General features: G+C 63.8%; 19 protein-coding genes and 1 pseudogene. 14 read left to right on the top strand and 6 right to left on the bottom strand.

Features of this window, described 5'->3' with window-relative positions:
• Positions 1–129 precede the first annotated feature (129 nt).
• Together JQ635_RS17240 and JQ635_RS17235 are read left to right on the top strand one after the other, a co-directional pair.
• Positions 130–561 (top strand): hypothetical protein, encoded by a 432-nt coding sequence (locus JQ635_RS17240; RefSeq protein WP_211411037.1) that lies wholly within the window; start codon positions 130–132, stop codon positions 559–561.
• 224 nt (positions 562–785) lie between these two features.
• Entirely contained in the window at positions 786–1727 is a 942-nt protein-coding gene (locus JQ635_RS17235; RefSeq protein WP_211411036.1) for a GAF domain-containing protein, read from the top strand.
• Between the two features lie 9 nt (positions 1728–1736).
• On the opposite strand, the gene JQ635_RS17230 is transcribed toward JQ635_RS17235, so the two are convergent.
• Positions 1737–4013 carry a ComEC/Rec2 family competence protein gene (locus tag JQ635_RS17230; protein ID WP_211411035.1) on the bottom strand — a complete coding sequence of 759 codons (2277 nt, stop codon included), beginning with the start codon at positions 4011–4013 and terminating at the stop codon, positions 1737–1739.
• Between the two features lie 97 nt (positions 4014–4110).
• A complete protein-coding gene (locus JQ635_RS17225) occupies positions 4111–4344 on the bottom strand; it encodes a DUF2171 domain-containing protein (RefSeq protein WP_211411034.1) in 234 nt (77 codons plus the stop codon).
• Positions 4345–4732: 388 nt separating this feature from the next.
• On the opposite strand from JQ635_RS17225, the gene JQ635_RS17220 reads away from it, so the two are divergent.
• Positions 4733–6061, top strand: a complete 1329-nt coding sequence (locus JQ635_RS17220; RefSeq protein WP_211411033.1) for an MFS transporter — start codon at positions 4733–4735, stop codon at positions 6059–6061.
• A 209-nt stretch (positions 6062–6270) separates the two neighbouring features.
• Here JQ635_RS17220 and JQ635_RS17215 read toward each other — a convergent pair whose 3' ends face one another.
• Positions 6271–6633, bottom strand: coding sequence for an SPW repeat domain-containing protein (locus JQ635_RS17215; RefSeq protein ID WP_211411032.1), 363 nt, complete (start codon positions 6631–6633; stop codon positions 6271–6273).
• Positions 6634–6879: 246 nt separating this feature from the next.
• Between JQ635_RS17215 and JQ635_RS17210 the strand changes: the two genes are divergently transcribed.
• Together JQ635_RS17210 and glnA are read left to right on the top strand one after the other, a co-directional pair.
• Positions 6880–7062, top strand: coding sequence for a hypothetical protein (locus JQ635_RS17210; RefSeq protein ID WP_028171775.1), 183 nt, complete (start codon positions 6880–6882; stop codon positions 7060–7062).
• Positions 7063–7188: 126 nt separating this feature from the next.
• Positions 7189–8619: a type I glutamate--ammonia ligase gene (glnA, locus tag JQ635_RS17205; protein ID WP_211411031.1), complete on the top strand. Its 1431-nt coding sequence runs from the start codon at positions 7189–7191 to the stop codon at positions 8617–8619.
• 13 nt (positions 8620–8632) lie between these two features.
• Here the strand turns inward: glnA and JQ635_RS17200 are convergent, their stop codons facing one another.
• Positions 8633–9082, bottom strand: coding sequence for a YbhB/YbcL family Raf kinase inhibitor-like protein (locus JQ635_RS17200; RefSeq protein ID WP_211411030.1), 450 nt, complete (start codon positions 9080–9082; stop codon positions 8633–8635).
• Positions 9083–9200: 118 nt separating this feature from the next.
• Between JQ635_RS17200 and JQ635_RS17195 the strand changes: the two genes are divergently transcribed.
• From JQ635_RS17195 to JQ635_RS17185, 3 genes and pseudogenes are all read left to right on the top strand, one after another.
• Complete coding sequence (locus JQ635_RS17195; RefSeq protein WP_211411029.1) at positions 9201–10205, top strand: ribonuclease Z; 1005 nt, start codon at positions 9201–9203, stop codon at positions 10203–10205.
• Positions 10206–10226: 21 nt separating this feature from the next.
• The gene (locus tag JQ635_RS17190) at positions 10227–10907 is read left to right on the top strand and encodes a phosphoribosylanthranilate isomerase (RefSeq protein WP_211411028.1); all 681 of its coding nucleotides are present in this window, start codon (positions 10227–10229) and stop codon (positions 10905–10907) included.
• Between the two features lie 33 nt (positions 10908–10940).
• Positions 10941–11192: pseudogene (locus tag JQ635_RS17185) on the top strand (adenosine-specific kinase); the annotation flags it as partial.
• Between the two features lie 40 nt (positions 11193–11232).
• Here the strand turns inward: JQ635_RS17185 and JQ635_RS17180 are convergent.
• Together JQ635_RS17180 and JQ635_RS17175 are read right to left on the bottom strand one after the other, a co-directional pair.
• Positions 11233–11619, bottom strand: coding sequence for a nuclear transport factor 2 family protein (locus JQ635_RS17180; RefSeq protein WP_211411027.1), 387 nt, complete (start codon positions 11617–11619; stop codon positions 11233–11235).
• Between the two features lie 17 nt (positions 11620–11636).
• The gene (locus JQ635_RS17175; RefSeq protein ID WP_211411026.1) at positions 11637–13313 is read right to left on the bottom strand and encodes a glutamine--tRNA ligase/YqeY domain fusion protein; all 1677 of its coding nucleotides are present in this window, start codon (positions 13311–13313) and stop codon (positions 11637–11639) included.
• A 156-nt stretch (positions 13314–13469) separates the two neighbouring features.
• Here JQ635_RS17175 and gltX point away from each other — a divergent pair, with 156 nt between their 5' ends.
• The 6 genes from gltX to JQ635_RS17145 all read left to right on the top strand — a co-directional run bounded on the left by gltX (position 13470) and on the right by JQ635_RS17145 (position 20462).
• Positions 13470–14897 carry a glutamate--tRNA ligase gene (gene gltX, locus JQ635_RS17170; RefSeq protein WP_211411025.1) on the top strand — a complete coding sequence of 476 codons (1428 nt, stop codon included), beginning with the start codon at positions 13470–13472 and terminating at the stop codon, positions 14895–14897.
• A gap of 146 nt (positions 14898–15043) precedes the next feature.
• Positions 15044–16348 (top strand): citrate synthase, encoded by a 1305-nt coding sequence (gene gltA, locus JQ635_RS17165; RefSeq protein ID WP_211411024.1) that lies wholly within the window; start codon positions 15044–15046, stop codon positions 16346–16348.
• A 206-nt stretch (positions 16349–16554) separates the two neighbouring features.
• The gene (locus tag JQ635_RS17160) at positions 16555–16962 is read left to right on the top strand and encodes a GFA family protein (protein ID WP_211411023.1); all 408 of its coding nucleotides are present in this window, start codon (positions 16555–16557) and stop codon (positions 16960–16962) included.
• Positions 16963–17061: 99 nt separating this feature from the next.
• The gene (locus tag JQ635_RS17155; RefSeq protein WP_246583601.1) at positions 17062–17766 is read left to right on the top strand and encodes a hypothetical protein; all 705 of its coding nucleotides are present in this window, start codon (positions 17062–17064) and stop codon (positions 17764–17766) included.
• 170 nt (positions 17767–17936) lie between these two features.
• Positions 17937–19115 (top strand): ROK family transcriptional regulator, encoded by a 1179-nt coding sequence (locus tag JQ635_RS17150; RefSeq protein WP_211411201.1) that lies wholly within the window; start codon positions 17937–17939, stop codon positions 19113–19115.
• Between the two features lie 60 nt (positions 19116–19175).
• Positions 19176–20462: an ABC transporter substrate-binding protein gene (locus tag JQ635_RS17145; RefSeq protein ID WP_211411022.1), complete on the top strand. Its 1287-nt coding sequence runs from the start codon at positions 19176–19178 to the stop codon at positions 20460–20462.
• Positions 20463–20523 lie beyond the last annotated feature (61 nt).

The raw sequence follows: 20523 nt of genomic DNA, 5'->3' as shown, positions 1-20523 counted from the left end.
TGGCAGCCTGCGGACCCCGAGCCGCAGATTTGCCCACAACCAAGCAGACCGTTGTATGCTTCCACTCTGATAGAGGCCTGTGCTTCGACAAGAGGTGCGGGTTGCTATCTTCGAATGAGGAGCACCCCGATGTGTGACTACAGCCTGCACGCCGTCGCGACGCGTCCCGCCGAAGTCGGTGAGACGATCGTCACGACAACCTTCCGCGGCACCTCGACACGTGGCTTCGCCTCCGAAGCCGACATGTCCGTCGCGGTATGCCTGCTGCCGGGAACGGAGCTCGCCTTCGCCGACAACGTCCGTTACGACAATCGCTGGATATGGACGCGCACCATCAACTCCCGCGTCGGCAAGTTCGGCAAGATCGATCCGCACATTCCGGATCGCCATCACGATGCGATCGAATTCCCCGACGGCAAATACGTGCTGGTGACTCAGCTCGTCGAAGGCCAGCGCGCAACCGTGCTGCAATTGCCGGTGACCCAGCCGATTAGCGAGCGCGAGCACAAGCCGCAGATCATCGCCGAAAGGCCGACGATCGCGCGCCTGCCGATTGGCTGACGTAGCTGCCCCCGGCTCACGGGTCGGGGCCAGGATTGAAATTGCCATCGCCGGCCATGGCCGGCGAGGTGGTGCGGTTTGCATCTTCGAAAATACCTTCGCCGGATCACCTGCCGCTGTCCTCCGTCGCACGAAGTTTGCGCTGCCCTGCCTGAATTTTGAACGTCCGCTCCGCCGGCAAATGGCCGATGCTGCTAGAAGGCTTGAGGCAGCGGGCACGTTCGATGAAGACCTTCATTCGCGTCGTTGAACTCTGGGTGCCCGACCGGACGCGTATGCGGCTGGAATTCGGCGGCGGCCTCTATGGCGAAGGGCTGTCCGCGTTCAAGGCAGCGAGTGAAGATCTGCGCTTCGGTCGGGATGAGGGCCTTCCCGGCAAGGCCTGGGCTTCTGGCCATCCCGTCATCCTCACCAAATTCGCCAACTCCTACTTCAGGCGGACCGATCAGGCGCTCGCGGCGGGCCTGACCTGCGGCGTGGCGGTGCCGGTGTTTTCAGGCGAATTCCTGCAAGCCGTGATGGTGCTGTTCTGCGGCGATGACGAAGCGCATGTCGGCGCGATCGAGCTCTGGCACAACGACCCCGATACCTCCCACGAGATGGGACTCGTCGACGGCTACTATGGCACCGCCGACATGTTCGAGTTCAACTCGCGCCACACAAGATTTCCGCGCGGCTTCGGTCTGCCCGGACGCACCTGGAAAGCCGGCCTGCCGCTGATCATCAAGGACCTGCACAACGCCAAGAGCTTTCTGCGCTGGGAAGACGCCGCCGAGGTCGGGATCAATCTCGGCGTCGGCGTGCCCTACCGGACCGGGACCGACCAGACCTGGGTGCTAACCTTCCTCTCCGCGCAGGCGACGCCAATTGCACGGCGCTTCGAGATCTGGGTGCCGAACGAGGCCCGCTCGGCGCTGGTCTTCCGCGCCGGGGATTGCAGCGCCCAGACCGACCTTGCCGCGCTCTATGCGGACAAATCCATCGCCAGGGGTGACGGCAGCATCGGCGGCGCCTGGGCCACCGGGATGCCCGCCCTCGCCGATGATCTGGCGCACGACAATTCGATCGCGGCTAACGAGGCCCGCGCGTCCGGACTGAGCCAGATGGTGGCCCTGCCGGTGATTGGGAGCGCCGGGCTCGACGCCGTGCTGGCCTGGTACCTGTAGCCCATCCGCTCAATCCTCAGCCTGCATATCCGCCTCGGACGGCGTCGCATCCCGGTTGCGGGGAGCCGGCGGCGCAAGGCTCGCGCCGAAATCGCCCTCGCCTGCGATTGCCGGCGCCCACGGGCGGTCAGCGCCTCTTGCCTTGACCGCCTGGACCGCAAAGCCGTCGCCCCGCCGTGTCAGCGCGAGTGCGCCCTGCGCGGCGAGACGCTGCCGGTCGACCACCATCGTCGCGCAATCCGGCGCAGCGGGCCGGGCCGTCACCACGAGCGCGGCACGGCTGCAATCGTCCGCCAGCGCATCGATGCGCAAGGCCAGCGCGACCAGCCGCCCGTCGGCGAGCGGCGTCACGCAGCCGGCCTCGTCGCATGACACGCCGTCGCCCAGCGAGGGGCTGCCGGCATCGCGCGGATCGGCGTCGGCAGCCAGCCACTCCTTCAGCAGAAAGCTGTCCTTGCTCGCGCGGATCATGTGGAGATGCCCGTCCCTTCCCCGCACCGCAACGCTCTGGCCGTCCCCGGCGATCAGGATATCAGGCGGCCGCGCCGACAGGCCCCAGAGGATCGCAGCCAGCAGCACGAGCCCGCCGGACCAGCGCAACGGCGAGCGCAAGAGGCCCATGACAATGATGCCCAGACTGGCCGCGATCAGCGGTGCGATGCCGAACGCCGGGATGCGCCCGACCGCGCCCGGCAGTGCCGCCACCCAGCGCGACACCGCGACCATCCAGTCGATGCCGATCCCCATCAGCCACCAGAACACGCCGTCGAGCCCGAAGGGAGCAGCGAGCAGGCCCAACAATCCGGCCGGCATCACCAGCGCCGAGACCACCGGCATCGCGCCGAGATTGGCGAGCACCCCGTACGGCGTGACGCGGTGGAAGTGGAAGGCGGCATAGGGCGTGGTCGCAAGCCCCGCGATCAGCGAGGCCAGGAACAGCATCGCGATCTCGCGGCCGCCCCATAGCGCGATGCGCGCGGTCGCGGAATGGTCGGGCGAGGCAAACAGGTTCGGCATGCCGATCTGCACCAGCGCGACGAGACCAAGCGTTGCGGCGAAAGACATTTGGAAGCTCGGATGCACCAGCGCCTCTGGAGCGACCGCGAGCACGATCAGCGCGGCCACAGCCAGCGTGCGGAACGTGATGGCGCGGCGATCGACCATGACGGCGATCAGCACCACCGCGGTCATGAAGAACGAGCGCTGCGTCGCGACCTCCGCGCCCGACAGCAGAAGATAAAACGCGGCAGCAACCAGCGCCGCGGCCGCCGACCATTTCTTGATGGGGAAGCCGACCGCCAGTCCCGGGATCAAGGCCAGCAGCGCGCGCACCGCGAAGAACACGACGCCGGCGACGATGGCCATGTGATAGCCCGAGATCGAAAGCACGTGGCCGAGCCCCGAGACGAACATCGCGTCATTGACGGGCGCGGTGATCGCATCGCGCCGGCCGGTCAGAAGCGCGGTCGCGATCGCGCGGTTGTCGCCTTCGAGTGTTGAGCGGATGCGCGCATCGATGGCATCGCGCAGGCCCTGCATGAAGGCGGCGTAGCGCAGCCGCAAGCCGCCGGCATCCGGCGGCACTGCAGCCGTGATTGCGCCCATCACGAAGCCGGAGGCACCGATACCCTGGAAGAACATATCGCGCGAGAAATCATAGCTGCCGGGACGCACCGGCGAGATCGGCGGCATCAGCCGCGCCTTGAGCTGCACGAAGCTGCCGACCTCGGGCGCGGTCCCCTTGCGCACCGACAGACGCACGCGCTCGAGCGAGACGTCGCTGCGCTGCGCCTCCATCGCGGTGACGCGCAGCACGAAGCGATCGGTACGCTCGCGAATGTCGCGCGTCTCGACGAAGCCCGACAGCGACACCGAGTACAGCGGTTTTGCCAGGACGGTGTGCGCAATGCGCGCCGTCTTCCAGGTCGCGACGGCGAAGCCTGCCGCGACCGCCGCGATCATGATCGCAGGGGCAAACAGCCGGCTCCGTCGCAGCAGGACGGCGCCGAGCATCAACGCGATGGCCGTCGCGGCGGTCACCCACAGCACCGGCTCATGATCGGCCGCAAAGTAGAGCGCGATGCCGCTGCCGAAAGCGACGGGCACCCACGGCAACAGCCGGCCGGCGCCGGCCTCGGCGCTGGCCCATTGGCGCAACGTCTCGACGAGCGCGGGCCAGGCGCCAAAGCCCGCCGGTGCAAAACCGCCGGCCGACGCGGGACGGCCCGCCGGCCAGGTTCCTGCGATCCCTTGCGAGACACGCTGCGGCCGGCCCGGCTCCGCCATTCCCTAGCAACCCTCAAGATACGCGACTGGCGCAGAGGCTACCGGAACGTGCAGCGGGCCGAATAGCGGCACAGATCGGGAACGAAGAGGGTGCGCCCTACTTTTCCTCTTCCATCGTCACGGCGACAGCCGCCTTGGCCGACAGGCGGACCTTGTTGCCTTCGACATCGGCGACGAGGCCCTTGTCGATGAAGTGATGGTGGCCCTTGTGGCTGCCCTGGCCGCTGTCCCTTTTGGTCAGCTTGATGCGATGGCCCTCGACCTTGTCGACCGTCCCGATGTGGACGCCGTCGGCACCGATGACTTCCATGTGCTCTGCGATGTTCTGCATGATGGGATCCTCTCATGGACCCACACAACGTGTGAGAGACCTTTCCGTTCGTTCGTGACGAAACTGCCCGGCACGATGGGCGACCGTTCCATCTCAGGACGGATCAGCCTCGGTTCAGGTCGATTGAGCCGAAAGTCTCATAAGACGCCAGCCCCGGCGGGATTACACTGCTTCCACGCCTCCCCGGCAGACGGGCAGGCCGTGATAGCTCGCGGTACCGAAGAGACCGCTGGAGCTTTTTCTCAGGTGGCTCAAGCGTCCCTGAGACCAGGCGTTGCGGACGCAACTCGCAATTCTCGCCTGTAGCGTCGCGCACCGAGCGTACTCTGCGAGCAAATGGGCGCTGAAGAGCGCCAGGAGTAGCGTTTGAATTTGATAGGAGCAGCACATGGCAGTTCAAGTACCGAGCGATTTTCGTCGCGTGATTGTTGCTGCGTCGGTGGGAAACGTCATCGAATGGTATGATTTCTATATCTTTGGCAGCCTGGCCGCAGTTCTGTCGGTCAAGTTCTTCGAGCAGTCCCATCCGGTTGCAGCTCTCCTCAGCACGATCGCGCTGTTCACTGCGGGCTTCCTGATCCGCCCGCTGGGAGCCTTTCTCTTTGGATGGATGGGCGACAGGGTCGGACGAAAATACACCTTCCTCATTACGCTGAGCGGAATGGGACTGGGCACCGGGGCAATCGGGTTGATCCCGACCTACCAGTCCATCGGTCTAACGGCGGCGTTCGTTCTGTTCGGCCTGCGCATGATCCAGGGGCTGTGCCTGGGCGGCGAATATGGCGGCGCCATCACCTATGTCGCGGAGCACGTGCCGGACGACAGGCGCGGCTACTACACCGGCTGGCTCCAGACATCCCCGACTCTCGGCATCGTGGTGTCGCTGGCAGTGATCGTCCTGACACGGACCTGGGCCGGCAATCAGGCCTTCGACGAATGGGCTTGGCGCGTTCCGTTCCTGGTGTCTTTCCTGCTGGTGGCCATCGCAATCTACATTCGGCTCCAGCTCCAGGAGACGCCTATCTTCCAGGAGATCAGGGCCCGCGGCCAGATGACGGCGAATCCGTGGAAGGAGGCCTTCCTCAGCTCGAACGTCAAATATATCGGGATAGCAATCGTGGTCCTGATCGGACAAGGCGTGGTCTGGTACAGCGGCCAGTTCTGGGCGCTGTATTTCCTCCAGCAGGTCTCCAAGGTCGATGCGCTGACCTCGTCCTACATCGTGGGAGCGGCGCTGCTCATCGCGACACCGAGCCTGATTTTCTTCGGATGGCTGTCTGATCAAATCGGCCGCAAGCCGGTGATCCTGGGCGGCATGCTGCTCGCCGCAATCACCTACTATCCGCTGTATCTGTGGCTGGGAACGGTGACGCAGCCCGGCAACATCAACTATCCGACCGCGATCTTCATCATCTTCATCCTCGTTTGCTACGTTGGGATGGTCTACGGGCCGGTCGGCGCGTTCCTGGCGGAATTCTTTCCCGGCAGGATCAGGTACACGTCGGTATCGGTGCCGTATCACATCGGCAACGGCTGGGGCGGCGGATTGGTGCCGTTCGTCACGTCGGCGGCCTTCGCGGCGACCGGAAGCATCGGCTACGCGTTGATCTACCCGATTGCGGTCCCCGCGGTGTGCTTCCTGCTCGCGCTGTTCCTGATGCCGGAGACGCGCAAGATCAGTATCTGGCAGCCGATCGAGCCCAGAACCGCATCGTGACGGAATAGTCTTGTGCAGGTCCTGGTGGGTGCAAGGTCTTGGTGCAGGATCCGCAAGGCCTGCACCATGACCGCATCGGCCTCTCAGCGCGACGACGATCATTCGTATCCCCGTCACGCCCAGGCGTTGTCCTTGGCGTGCTCAAGTCGAGCCTCGCCTCCGGCCGCCAGCCGATAGCGGTCGGTGGAGAGTTTGGCCGATTGCTCTTGTCAGCCGGCCGGGTGATGCCAGCGATCGTGCCACCAGGCGCTGAAGTCACGATCGGTCGTCAGCTCCCAGCCACCGAGCAAGATCACCAGCAGGCCCGACAATACGCTGCTCGCCGTGGCTGCTGCCTGGTCATAGCCAATGGTCCAAGGCACCAGCAACAGCGCCAGGCCCAGCAGCATTTCGCCCCACTCTTCCAGGTAGGACGGGATGACAAAGGCCTCCACGGCAAACAGCATGACGCCGAGCCCGAGTGCGATGGTGATCCAGACCGCCGCCCCGGATAAGCCGAGGATAAAGGACGACAGGACCAGCCATACGCCCACCAACAGGCTGGCAGCGTCTTGCCAATGTTGGATGCGCATGATGCTCACCTCCCTTCTGGTATTGATATGGGGGGCGCACCGATGATCAACCATCCGTCCGGCCTGCGTTGTGTTGCCGCGAGGGCCGGTCCGGGAGCCGGCGTCCAGGCCCGGCCGACCATGCCCGCAGAGGGCCCTTGCGAGTGCGGCGCACCCGGATGCAGACTGTCGCCGCTAGACAGGTGTCAATGTCGACCGTTCCCGGTGCCGCGGAAGTTCGCGCCCGGAGCAGAGGGAGATGACGCCATGCGAGAGATGGAAATCCACGACTATGCGCGGCAGTTGCTGGAAGCCCATGGCCCCAAGGCCATTGCGGAAGCCGCTCAAAACGCCATCGACCTCGAGCAGAAGGGCGAGCTCGAATTGGCAAAAACCTGGCGGCACATCGAAGATGCGATGAAGCTGATGCGCGGACCACACCAAAGCTGACTGCCGGCGCGCGAAGCTTGCCTGACTGCGGCGACAACGCCGAACGTGGACCACAGTCCGTCGCGAGCCGCCAGGTTGCGGCCGAACGGCTACGCGATCTCGGGACGCTGACCTGGGAGCGAAGCCATGGTTGCGAAATGTACGACAGCCGAAGACCTCGTGAAGGCGATCACGGACGAGAAAGTCCAGATGATCGATTTGCGGTTCACCGACCTGCCGGGGATGTGGCAACATTTTTCCGTGCCGCCGAGTGCGGTGAACGTCGATGCACTCAATGAGGGCATTGGATTCGATGGCTCATCGATCCGCGGCTTCCAGGAGATCCAGGAAAGCGACATGCTCGTCGTCCCGGATCCGACGACGGCCTTCGTCGACCCCTATAGTCCGGCCAAGACACTGGTTCTCATCTGCAACATCCGCGACCCCGTGACCGGCCAATCCTATAGCCGGGACGCCCGCTACATCGCCCAGAAGGCCGAAACCTACCTGAAGGGTACCGGTCGTGCCGATACGAGCTATTTCGGCCCGGAGGCCGAGTTCTTCGTCTTCGACGAGGTCCGCTACGGACAGGGCATCAACTTCGCCATGCACGCAATCGACTCCAGCGAAGGCAGCTGGAACACCAGCACGGACGAAGGACCGAATCTCGGCCACAAGCCGCGCCCGAAAGAAGGATACTTTCCCGTCCCTCCGACCGACAGCATGCAGGCGCTACGCACCGAAATGGTGCTGACGATGGAATCTCTGGGTATCCAGATCGAAGCCCACCACCATGAGGTCGCGACCGGCGGCCAGAACGAGATCGACATGCGCTTCACCACGCTGACCCGCATGGCCGACAATTTGATGATCTACAAATACGTGGTCAAGAACACCGCGCATCAGCATGGCAAGACCGCGACATTCATGCCGAAGCCGCTGTTCGAGGACAACGCTTCGGGCATGCACGTTCACCAGTCGCTCTGGAAGGGCGAGACCAATTTGTTCTACGACAAGGGCGACTACGCCGAGCTGAGCCAGCTCGCGCGCTACTATATCGGCGGGCTTTTGAGCCACGCCTGGGCGTTGTGCGGGCTTTGCGCCCCCACCACGAACTCCTACCGGCGCCTGGTGCCGGGTTATGAAGCCCCGATCAACCTCGTCTACTCTCAGCGCAATCGCTCCGCCTGCTGCCGGATTCCGATGTATTCGCCAAATCCGCGCGCCAAGCGCGTCGAGTTTCGCTCGCCCGATCCGTCCTGCAATCCCTATTTGGCCTTCGCTGCAATGCTGATGGCCGGCCTCGACGGTATCGACAAGCGGATCGACCCCGGCAGCCCGATCGACAAGAATCTCTACGACCTCCCGCCTGCGGAGGCGAAGGAGGTGAAGTCCACGCCGGGATCGCTGGACCAGGCGCTCGACGCACTCGAGCGCGACCACGCATTCATGCTACGCGGGGACGTCTTCACCGCCGACGTGATCGAAACCTGGCTCGACTACAAGCGCAAGAAGGAGGTCGACCCGATCCGGCTTCGACCGCATCCTTACGAGTTCCATTTGTATTACGACATCTAGGGCATTCTTTCGCCTACCTCTCATACCAACCGACGAGGGTCGCCTCCGCGATCACGTGCTTGCGCGCCTCTCGCTCGATGTCGCCGCAGGATGCATTGGCCTTTGTCGGCAGGCCCTCCATCGAGAGGGCAAGCAGTCGGAAATGATAATGATGAGGCCCATGGCCATGCGGCGGACACGGGCCGCCATAGCCCACCTTCCGAAAATCGTTGACGGCTTGCTTCATTCCGGCGTTCTGCGCGGCGTTGATCGCAAATTCCGTGACCGCCGGCGGAATGTCGTAGACTGCCCAATGATGCCATTTGCCGGCGGGCGCATCGGGATCGTCGCAGAGCAGGACAAGACTCCGCGCCCCCTCCGGCGCGTCGCTCCATTGCAGAGGTGGCGAAAGATTTTCGCCATCACAGGTAAACCGTCGCGGAATTGCGGCACCATCGGCGAAGGCGCTTGAAACGAGTTTCATGGCTCTCTCCTCGATCCGATTGATGTATTCTAGCTCGATCCTGCCCGGTGCGGAATCCATCCCCGTCCCCTAAGATGAGGGGAGATGCATTTGGAACTGTTGCAGCAGAATTGTTGTCATGCGACCGCTTTTCCATCCTAGCCTTGTCAACGGTCGCTACGGCGATCCGACGGTCTATGTCGAAACGCTGTTCGAGAAGCGAAGTCTGCTGTTCGATATTGGAGAGATTGCTTCACTGGCGCCACGGAAGATCCGACGCGTCGACCAGGTCTTTGTCTCGCATGCGCATATCGATCATTTCGTTGGCTTCGACCATCTGCTGCGTTTGCTCGTCGGGCACGAGAAATCGGTACAGCTGTTCGGTCCGCCCGGCCTAGCCGAGCACGTCTTTCACAAGCTTCAGGCCTATCGCTGGAACCTGGTCGAAAACTATTCCTGCGATCTTGTTTTCGACGTCAGCGAACTTGGAGCGGAAAATTCCATCTCCACCACGCGGTACCGGCTGAGGAAAGGCTTCGCGGCAGAGCCATCCGCCCCTCGCAAGACTATTGCGGGCGTACTCTGCGATGAACCGACCCATCGCGTGTCAGCCGCGATCCTTGAACATGGCACGCCCTGCCTCGGCTTTGCGCTGCAGGAGGCGGCCCATGTCAACGTATGGAAGAATAGGCTGTCGGAGCGTGGACTACCCGTCGGTCCCTGGTTGCTGTCGCTGAAGAAGGCCGTCGTCGAGCGTCGCGCGGAAGATCATTTGATCCGTATCGAAGAAGCGGCCAAGTCGGATCGCCTCGTGCCACTCTCGAGCCTGCGCGATCTTGTGACGGTCACTGCCGGCCAGAAAATCGCCTATGTGACCGATGTTGCCGACACGCCGGCCAATCGTGCCGCCATCGTGGCGCTGATTCAGAATGCAGACATCCTCTTCATCGAGGCGGCGTTTGCGGACGCGGACGCCGCAATAGCGAAGGAGCGGGCTCATCTTACCACCACGGCTGCCGGAGAAGTCGCACGGGAAGCCAATGTCCGCCGCGTCGAGCCTTTTCACTTCTCTCCGCGCTATGCGGGAGAGCGGGAGCGGATGCTGGCCGAGGTGATGGCAGCGTTCGAGGCGTCTCGCGCCTGAGACTCGGAGAGGTTACGCCCGATGTTGACTCAAATCTATGAAATCTCCACCCCCGAAGAAGCGTCCGCACTTTCAGCCATTGGCGTCGACCATATCGGCGTACTCGTCGGAGACGGCCAATTTCCCCGCGAACTGCCGATCTCGGCGGCTTCCAAGATCGGCGCGGCAATTGTACCGCCATCGAAATTCTCGGCACTGTTTCTGACCCGCGATCTCTCCTTGATTGCGTCGTGGGCGCGCGAGCTCAATCCCGCGATCGTCCATTTGGGAGCCAGCGCCGAACTGCTTTCCCCGCAAGATGTTGCTTCGCTTAAACGCATGTTGCCCGGGATCGTCGTGATGAGAAGCATACCGGTGTTCTCCGAGGAAAGCGTCGCGATTGCCGAGAGCTACGTTGGCATTGCAGACTTTCTGCTGCACGACAGCTATCGGTCCACGGACAAGCAGATCGGCGCGCTCGGCGTGACGCATGATTGGAATATCAGTCGCCGCATCGTGGACGTCGTCCGTGTTCCGGTCGTCCTCGCAGGCGGCCTCGGACCGGAGAATGTCGCAGGAGCGATCCAAACTGTCCGTCCAGCCGGCGTCGACTCCAAGACGAAGACGGATCAGGACGGTTCGCATGCCAAGGACCTGGAGCGAGTCCGCCGGTTCCACGAAGCGGCTCGGGCAGCGGCTGACAATCGCTTTCCGTCGGCCTAACATGAATCGTGTAGCTCTCTCCTGGAGGAGCGCGGCCACACTTTTCTGATCTTCCTGGGCGACGGCTTCTTTCCGGTCAACGTCCTAGCTGCCGTGCACTCGGTGCCGGAGGTCTGCCGCATCTACTGCGCGACGGCCAACGCCACACAGGTGATCGTCGCGCAAACGGAGCTCGGCCGTGGCGTGCTCGGCGTAGTGGATGGCGCCTCACCGCTGGGTATCGTGACCGACACCGACATTGCGTGGCGGAAGGACCTCCTGAGGAAGATCGGCTACAAGCTGTAGCGACCGGATGAAGCGGTTGCGATGAAGTACGCCTCCCGCGCTAGATCAGCGGCGCGCGCGACGAGGCATGGTGATTGACGATCTTCCAGTCGCCATCCTCGCGGACGATGACCCAGCTCATCTTGACGACGAGGTCGTCCCGCTCGCCGGCGAGATCGAACGAGATGGTTGCGGCCATGTTGATCAGATCCGGACCGGCCTTCGCTGCGTTCACCTCGGAAAAGACCGCGCTCGGCTGCCGCCAGCGCGGCAGGCCGTTGAAATAGTCGGCGACGCCGTCCCTGCCCCGATAGAGCTTTGGGTTCGAGCCGAAGAAGAACGCGTTCTTCGAATACAGCGATGACAGCGCGGCCACGTCGAGCATCGCGAAGCCGGCGCACCATTTCGCGATGATGGCGGAAACGATGGCGTCGGCTTCGTCGCTCATGTGCCCATCAGCCCTTATCAGCCCTTGGCGACTTCCTTCGCAAAGGTGTCGCGCAGGCCTATGGTACGCGAGAACACCGGCTTGCCCGGCGTCGAGTCCTTGTCGCGCACGAAATAGCCCTGGCGCTCAAACTGCATCGGCTCGGTGGAATTGCTCTCGGCCACCGAAGCCTCGATCCGCGCATCGGAGAGGATCTCCAGCGAATTCGGATTGAGATCGGCCGCGAAGTTCGAGGCATCCGGGCTCGGGTTGGCGAACAGCTGGTTGTAGATGCGGATCTCCGCGGGCACCGAGTTCGCCGCCGGCAGCCAGTGCATGGTCGCCTTGACCTTGCGGCCGTCGGGCGCGTTGCCGCCCTTGGTCGCGGGATCGTAGGTGCAACGCAGCTCCACCACCTCGCCTGCGTCGTTCTTGATCACGCCGGTGCACTTGACGAAATAGGCATAGCGCAGCCGCACCTCATTGCCCGGCGACAGACGGAAGAACTTCTTCGGCGGATTCTCCATGAAGTCGTCCTGCTCAATATAGAGCTCGCGGCCGAACGTGATTTTCCGCGTGCCCGCCGACGGGTCATCCGGATGGTTGATCGCCTCGAGCTCCTCGGTCTGCCCTTCCGGATAGTTCTCGATCACGACCTTGAGCGGCCTCAAGACCGCCATGCGCCGCTGCGACGTGCGGTTCAGCTCCTCGCGGATGCAGAATTCCAGCATGCCGACGTCGACCACGCTGTTGGCTTTCGCGACGCCGATGCGCTTGACGAATTCGCGCAAGGCCGCCGGCGGTACGCCGCGGCGGCGCATCCCCGCCATGGTCGGCATGCGCGGATCGTCCCAGCCGGCGACATGGCCGTCGCGAACGAGCTGGGTCAGCACGCGCTTGGACAACACCGTGTAGGTCAGGTTCAACCGTGCGAACTCGTACTGGTGCGGGTCTGACGGCACCGGCAGCTTCTCGATGAACCAGTCGTAGAGCGGCCGGTGATCCTCGAACTCCAGCGTGCAGATCGAGTGCGTGATGCCTTCGATGGCGTCCGACTGGCCGTGGGCATAGTCGTAGCTCGGATAGATGCACCATGCGTTGCCCGTGCGCGGATGGTGCGCATGCAGGATGCGGTAGAGCACGGGGTCGCGCAGATTGATGTTGCCCGCGGCCATGTCGATCTTGGCCCGCAGCACGCGCGCGCCGTTGGGGAATTCGCCGGCCTTCATGCGGCGGAACAGGTCGAGATTCTCCTCCACGGAGCGGTCGCGGAACGGCGAGTTCTTGCCCGGCTCGGTCAGCGTGCCGCGCGAAGTGCGGATCTCCTCCTGGGTCTGGTCGTCGACATAGGCGAGCCCGTCCTGGATCAGCTTCTCCGCCCATTCATACAGGCGTTCGAAATAATCCGAGGCGAAGAACAGGTTCTTGCCCCAGTCGAAGCCGAGCCAGCGCACGTCGGCCTGGATGGAATCGATATATTCCTGCTCTTCCTTGACCGGGTTGGTGTCGTCGAAGCGCAGGTGGCAGCGGCCCGGAAACTCCTGGGCGATGCCGAAATTGAGGGCGATCGACTTGGCGTGACCGATATGCAGGTAGCCGTTCGGCTCCGGCGGGAACCGGGTCACGATCTCCTTGTACTTGCCCTGATCGAGATCGGCCTGGATGATGTCACGAATGAAATCGCGCCCAACCTCAGCTGCCACCGGTTCTGTCATTACGAAAATCCTGTAGGGAAATCAGCGGTCCTTCTGCCAAATTCGCGTGACCGCGCCAAGAGCTTAAGTACGGCCTCAAGCCGTCCGCCGTCGGGCTTTAGTTATGCTCCGGTCCTGCTATACACCACCGCCTCCAATGCATAGGCCCTGCCAAGAATGACCGATTCCGTCGTCACCCGCTTCGCCCCCTCTCCGACCGGCTTCCTCCATATCGGGGGCGCCCGCACGGCGCTGTTCAACTGGCTCTACGCCAAGAAGCATGGCGGCAAGATGCTGCTCCGGATCGAGGACACCGACCGGGAGCGCTCCACGGAAGCCGCGATCGGCGCCATTCTCGACGGCCTGAAATGGCTCGAGCTCGGCTGGGACGGCGAGGTCATCTACCAGTTCAGCCGCGCCGCCCGTCACCGTGAGGTCGCCGAGCAGCTGCTCGCCGACGGCAAGGCCTATCGCTGCTTCGCCACGGCGGAGGAGCTCGCCGCGATGCGCGAGAAGGCGCGCGCGGAGGGCCGCACCCGCCTCTATGACGGCATGTGGCGCGACCGCGACCCGGCCACGGCTCCGAGCGACGTCAAGCCCACCATCCGCCTGCGCGCGCCGCAGACTGGCGAGACCGTGATCGAGGACCAGGTCCAGGGCCGCGTGGTCTGGCAGAACGAGAACCTCGACGACCTCGTGCTTCTGCGCGGCGATGGCAACCCGACCTACATGCTCGCGGTGGTCGTGGACGACCACGACATGGGCGTCACCCACGTCATCCGCGGCGACGACCATCTGATCAACGCCGCCCGCCAGAAGCAGATTTACGACGCGATGGGCTGGGCGCTGCCGAGCATGTCCCACATCCCCCTCATCCATGGCCCGGACGGCTCCAAGCTGTCGAAGCGGCACGGCGCGCTTGGCGTCGATGCCTACCGCGCCATGGGATACCTCCCGGCCGCGCTCCGCAACTATCTCGTCCGCCTCGGCTGGAGCCATGGCGACCAGGAGATCTTCTCGACGGAGGAGATGATCGAAGCGTTCGACCTCGCCAGCGTCGGCCGGGCCGCCTCCCGCTTCGACTTTGCCAAGCTGGAGAACCTCAACGGCCATTACATCCGTCACGCCGACGATCAATCACTCGTGAGGATGTTCGAGGACGTGCTCGACCATGTCGTACCCAGCCGCGACGAGATTAAGGCGAAGTTAAACGACACCACGCGGGCGCAGCTTCTCAAGGCCATGCCGGCCCTGAAGGAGCGCGCCAAGACGCTGATCGAGCTGATCGACGGCGCGTATTTCATCTTCGCCGACCGGCCGCTGCAGCTCGATCCCAAGGCGCAGGCGCTGCTGACGCCCGAGAACCGCAAGCTGATCGGCCAGCTTCATTCCGCGCTGGAGAAAGTCGAGACCTGGAGTGCGGCCACCGCGGAAGCCGCACTGCGCGCCTTTGCCGAGGAAAATAGTCTCAAGCTGGGCTCGGTTGCCCAGCCCTTGCGGGCGGCGCTCACCGGGCGGACCACATCGCCTGGTATATTTGAGGTTTTGGACGTGCTGGGACGCCAGGAAAGCCTGGGGCGGCTTAAGGATCAGTCTACGACGTAAGTAGGCCATGCGCGCGGGTGATCTTGCAGCGCACACAGCAATAATATACCCATCTCCCCCGTACCTTCTGGAACATCCGGCCTGCCCCGCCAACTCATCGGGGCCTTCCGGGTCCGGCCCGTTTCACCATACATCGGGGACCTCTGATGGACGCAAAAGAAAGCCCAAAGACCGCAACGCTGACGGTCGGAAACAAGAACTACGATCTCCCGATCCTCAGCGGCAGCGTCGGGCCCGATGTTGTCGATATCGGTAAGCTCTACGGCCAGTCGGGTCTGTTCACTTACGATCCCGGCTTCACTTCGACCGCGAGCTGCCAGTCCAAGATCACCTATATCGACGGCGATGCCGGCGTGCTGGAATACCGCGGCTATCCGATCGAGCAGCTCGCCGAGCACGGCGACTTCCTGGAGACCTGCTATCTCCTGCTCTATGGGAACCTGCCGACCGCTGAGCAGAAGAAGGATTTCGACTACCGCGTGACCCATCACACGATGGTGCACGAGCAGATGGCCCGGTTCTTCCAGGGCTTCCGCCGCGACGCCCATCCGATGGCGATCATGGTGGCGGCGGTCGGCGCGCTCGCCGCGTTCTATCACGACTCCACCGACATCAACGATACGAAGCAGCGCATGATCGCCTCCATGCGCATGATCGCGAAGATCCCGACGCTGGCCGCGATGGCCTACAAGTACACCGTCGGCCAGCCCTTCGTGTATCCGAAGAACTCGCTTGGCTTTGCCGAGAACTTCCTGAACATGTGCTTCGCGGTGCCTTGCGAGGACTACAAGGTCAGCCCGGTGCTCGCCGACGCGCTGGAGAAGATCTTCATCCTGCACGCCGATCACGAGCAGAACGCCTCGACCTCGACGGTGCGCATCGCCGGCTCCTCGGGCGCAAACCCGTTCGCCTGCATCGCGGCCGGCATCGCCTGCCTCTGGGGCCCGGCGCATGGCGGTGCCAATGAAGCCGCGCTCAACATGCTCTACGACATCGGCACGGTCGACAAGATTCCCGAATTCATCGCCAAGGTGAAGGACAAGAACTCTGAAGTCCGCCTGATGGGCTTCGGCCATCGCGTCTACAAGAACTATGATCCGCGCGCCAAGATCATGCAGAAGATGTGTCACGCCGTGCTCAAGGAGACCGGCCATGGCGACGATCCGATGCTGAAGGTGGCGATGGAGCTCGAGAAGATCGCGCTCAGCGACCAGTACTTCATCGACCGCAAGCTCTACCCGAACGTCGACTTCTATTCGGGCATCACGCTGAAGGCGATGGGCTTCCCGGTCTCGATGTTCACCGTGCTGTTCGCGGTCGCCCGCACCGTCGGCTGGATCAGCCAGTGGAGCGAGATGATCGAAGATCCGCAGCAGAAGATCGGTCGTCCGCGCCAGCTCTACACCGGCGTCACCAAGCGCGATTACGTGCCGATCAAGGATCGCAAGTAAGTCCCAGGCCAATTCGGCTTTCGAAACGGCGCCATCTCACGATGGCGCCGTTTTTGTTGGGACTGACATCGTAGGGTGGGTTAGCCCCGCGATTGCGCGAAGCGCAATCGCTCGGCGTAACCCACCACTTTTCGCGCGGCGACAAAGCTGGTGGATTACGCCTTCGGCTAATCCACCCTACGGCCTCCAATGGAAAGGACACCCTGATGCTGACCGGAAGCTGTCTCTGCGGAAACGTTGCCTACGAGGTCGACGCCACCCCGAGCATGATCGTCCACTGCCATTGCCAGACCTGCCGCAAGACGCACGGCTCCGCCTTCTCCACCGTCACCAATGTCCCTCGCGATCGCTTTCGCTGGACCAAGGGCGAAGAGCTGCTGCGCGGCTTCGAATCCTCGCCCGGCAAGACCCGCTATTTCTGCTCGCAATGCGGATCGCACATCGTTGCTGCGCGCGACGGCAAGAGCACCGTCCTGCTGCGGATGGGTTGCCTGGACACACCAATCGCAGAACGGCCCGAGGTCCACATCTGGCGATCGGACGCCGCCAACTGGTACGACCCGAAGGCTGAGTTGCCGGAATGGCCGGAAGGCACGCCGCCGACCGCCCCATGATCCGCAAGACAGCGAGCGGTCGGAAACGGTGCCCTCTCACGATGGCGCCGTTTTTGTTTGGCAGGGTCCGACAGAGCGAGCGAAGCGTGGGACAAGCCGATGCGGATCACGAACCCGGTCGACGGATTGCTGCAGGTCGTGGCCTGCTCGCCGTTCCCAGATGTGGCTGGCGAGATGGTGCTTTATCCGAGATGCGACATAGACGGGGTGGTCACCGCGGAACGCCTCGCTGCGGCGGCCGTGCGGTATAGCGGCTATGACGTGCCCAAGGCGAAATGGCCGCGCCCCGGCGCGGTGCTTCCCGTCACCGTAGACCTCGCTGATCCCACGCGGTTCAGGATCGAATGGGATCGGGTGCCGGCCGGGCGCGAAGCCGCCGAAAAGCTGGCGGCAGATTTGCGTAGCGAGCACCAGGCCGACGCGTCCGGCCGACGCCCGTTTCCGCGCGTCTGGCGCGAGGCGGAGCATGCCGCATCGTCGCCGGCGCTGGTCAATGGACTTGCGCCGCAGCAGACGGAGATTGCGCTGGCTGGCGGCGCCGCCGCGCTCGGCCTGGTTCCGACGACGGCGAAGGTGCTGACCGCGCATGAGGTGAAACCGAGCAGCGCACCCGGCGGGACGTGGGACATCGCCGTCACGGTGAACGACCCCAACGGCGGAGCGGCCTGGGAGACGGTCACGCGCATGTCATTCAGCAGCTCGAGCCGCCGCGAGAGCCGCACCGCCGCGGGCGTCGTGTTGCCTGTCCTGGTCGATCCGGACAACCGCAAACGGATCATCGTCGACGTCGCGCGTCTGTCGTGAAGTGTCGCGTCCCGCACAAGTCGAGGACGGGATCGGCGATCTCGCGTGCAGTTGCGTGCGCGACCTTGCTGCCGCGCACAACAACAAGTCGGCGCATCACGCCGGCAAACGCTTGACAGTCGAAACGGTCCGCGCGCAAATTCTTACACTAAGTAAGAATGACGACAGGGATGGAAATGCCGGAGCAGCCGAGAAGTCGGCGGCAGACGCGCGCTGCCATTTTGACTCATCTGCTTCAGTCGGGCGGCTCGTTTCGGCCGCCGCTGGCCAAGGCCGTGCGCCTGTCGGAAGCGAGCCTGTCGCGCATCCTGTTTGACCTGAAAACGGAAGGCCTGATCGAGGAAGTGCGGCGCCCTGCCCCTTACGTCGGAGGCCCCACGGCGCTGGTCGCACTCGATGGCTCGGTGGCGCTCGCCGCCTTCGAGCTGAGCGCCCAGCGGCTCAGCGTCGGCGTTGGCAGCCTGTCGGGCGAGCTGCACTACGCCGAGCGTGTTCCGCTGCCGAAGACGCCGACCGTCGAGTCCGTCGGCCGTGTGTTCCGCGAGGCGATGACATTGCTGCGCGACTGGACGCGCCGCCGCCGCATCACCCTCGCGCAGATCGGCGTCTCCATCCCCGGCCTCGGCCGGCTCAGCGTGTCGGGCAATCCGATCATCCCCTGCGACGTCGGGCGCATCCGTGACATGCTCGGCGAGATGTTTGCGGGCGTGCCGGCCGAGTTCACCAATTCGGTCGTGGCGCACGCCACCTTTCACCGCTGCCGCACGGAGAATTATCCCTTCAGCGACACGCATCTGTTCGTCTTTGTCAGCCACGGCGTCGCCGGCGCCTGGATGGATGATCCGGCCGAAACTGATGCCCTGCAGCCGATCGAGCTCGGCCACATGGTGTTCGGGCCGGATGGACCGCGCTGCCGCTGCGGACATCATGGCTGCGTCGAGGCCTACACGTCACTGCCGGCCCTGGCCGAGCTTCTTGGCGTTTCCGAAACCGAGTTGCTTCAGCTCGGCCACGAATGGGTCAACGCGATCCCGCTCTCGTCGCGCATTCGCCAGGAGTTGCGCCGGCGGCTGTTCCGGCTCGGCCTTGCGATCGGCAACACGCTGAACGTGAAGCCTTGCGGCGGGGTCGCGATCAGCGGCTGGCCGTCGCTTCTCGCCGAGCAAGACCGTAAGTCGGTGATCGACGGGATCGACGCCTGCCTGCTGGGCGGTCGCAAATTGGCGCAAGTATCCCTCGCCTTCGTGCCGCCCTCGACCGGCAATGATCCGCAGGCCGCGCTTGCCTTCGCCGCCTTCTGCCTCGCCAGAAGCGGTGGCATGCCCGCCGCATCGACGGAGGCTGCCTGACATGCCCTGAGCCGCGCAGCCTGCACGCGCCACGAGAGTTCACACCGGGAGGAACTTGCCATGCCGATCACAACAACAAGGCGTCGTCTGCTCGCTGGATCCGTTGCCGCGCTTGCACTGCCGGCATTTGCCCGCGCGCAAGGCGCGGTCAAGCCGCGCCTGACCGCGATCTCGCAATGGTCCGCGGGCAGTGACGGAGCGGCGATCACGGCGCTCGGCAAGAAATTCGAGGAGAAAGGCGGGGTCTGGCAGCACTCGCCCGTCCCCGGCTTCACCACCGAGATGATGAACAAGCTGCGTGCCCAGATCATCGCCGGCGATCCGCCGGCCTGCTCGCAGCTCAAGGGTCCCGAGATCGCAGCCTGGTCGAAGATTGCCCCGACCGTCGATCTCGACGCCATTGTCGCGGCCGCTGGTTACGAAAAGGTCGTCGCTCCGGATCTTGCAAAATTGCACAAGCCTGGCGGCAAGTGGATTGCGCTGCCCTTGCAGATCTACAGCACCAACATGCTGTTCCTCTCCAAACGCGCGATGGACAAGGCCAAGGCCGACAAGACCCCCGTCACCTGGGCTGACTTCAACGATCTCGCCGAGAAGATGAAATCGGGCGGCATCACCTATCCCATCGCCAATGGCGGCACCCGCCCCGACGACGGCCAGAAATTCGAGGCCTCGCTCGCCGGCATCAGTCCCACCGCATACCGCGCAGCCATCATGAATCTCGACAAGAAGGCCCTGGAGGGCCCCGAGATCAAGGCTGCCTTCGTACAGGTGCGCAGGATCTCCGAGTGGATGGACCCCAATGTCGGCGCCCAGCCCTATGCCACCAATTTGAAGCGTTTCATCGACGGCGAGATGGGCATGATGATCCAGGGTGGCTGGGCGCAAGGCGTGCTGCGCAACGCCGGTTTCAAGTTCGACGATTTCATCATCGTGCCGGGCCCCAGCGACAACGGCAAACCGGTCTTCCTACTGAATGCCGATGCCTTCATCTTCTGGCAGCGCAAGGAGCCCGATCTGCAGGCCGGGCAGACGCTGATGGCCCAGCTCGTCATGGATCCGGCGATCCAGACCATGTATTCGCAGATCACGGGATCGATCCCCGTGCGCACCGATGTCGACCTCTCCGGTGAAGGCTGGTCGGATGGTCAGCGGCGAACGGCAGCCGCGCTCAAGGATGCTGTCGCCAACAATCAGGCCGTCCTCAGCCTTGCCCACAACATGGCGCAGGAAAACGGCCTGACCGCCGCGATGATCGACGTGCTCACCGAGTACGTGAAGAACAAGACGATCAAGCCGGAGCAGGCGGTCACCCGCCTCGCCGAGGCCGTCGAGGGCGCGCGTTGACCGACATCGCCTCTCCAGCAACGGGCCGGCCGGCAATCTCCGGCGCGGTCGGTCGGTTGCC

This window comes from Bradyrhizobium iriomotense (assembly GCF_018130765.1).
GTDB lineage: Bacteria > Pseudomonadota > Alphaproteobacteria > Rhizobiales > Xanthobacteraceae > Bradyrhizobium > Bradyrhizobium iriomotense_A.
This window is presented reverse-complemented; position numbering and strand designations above follow the sequence as displayed.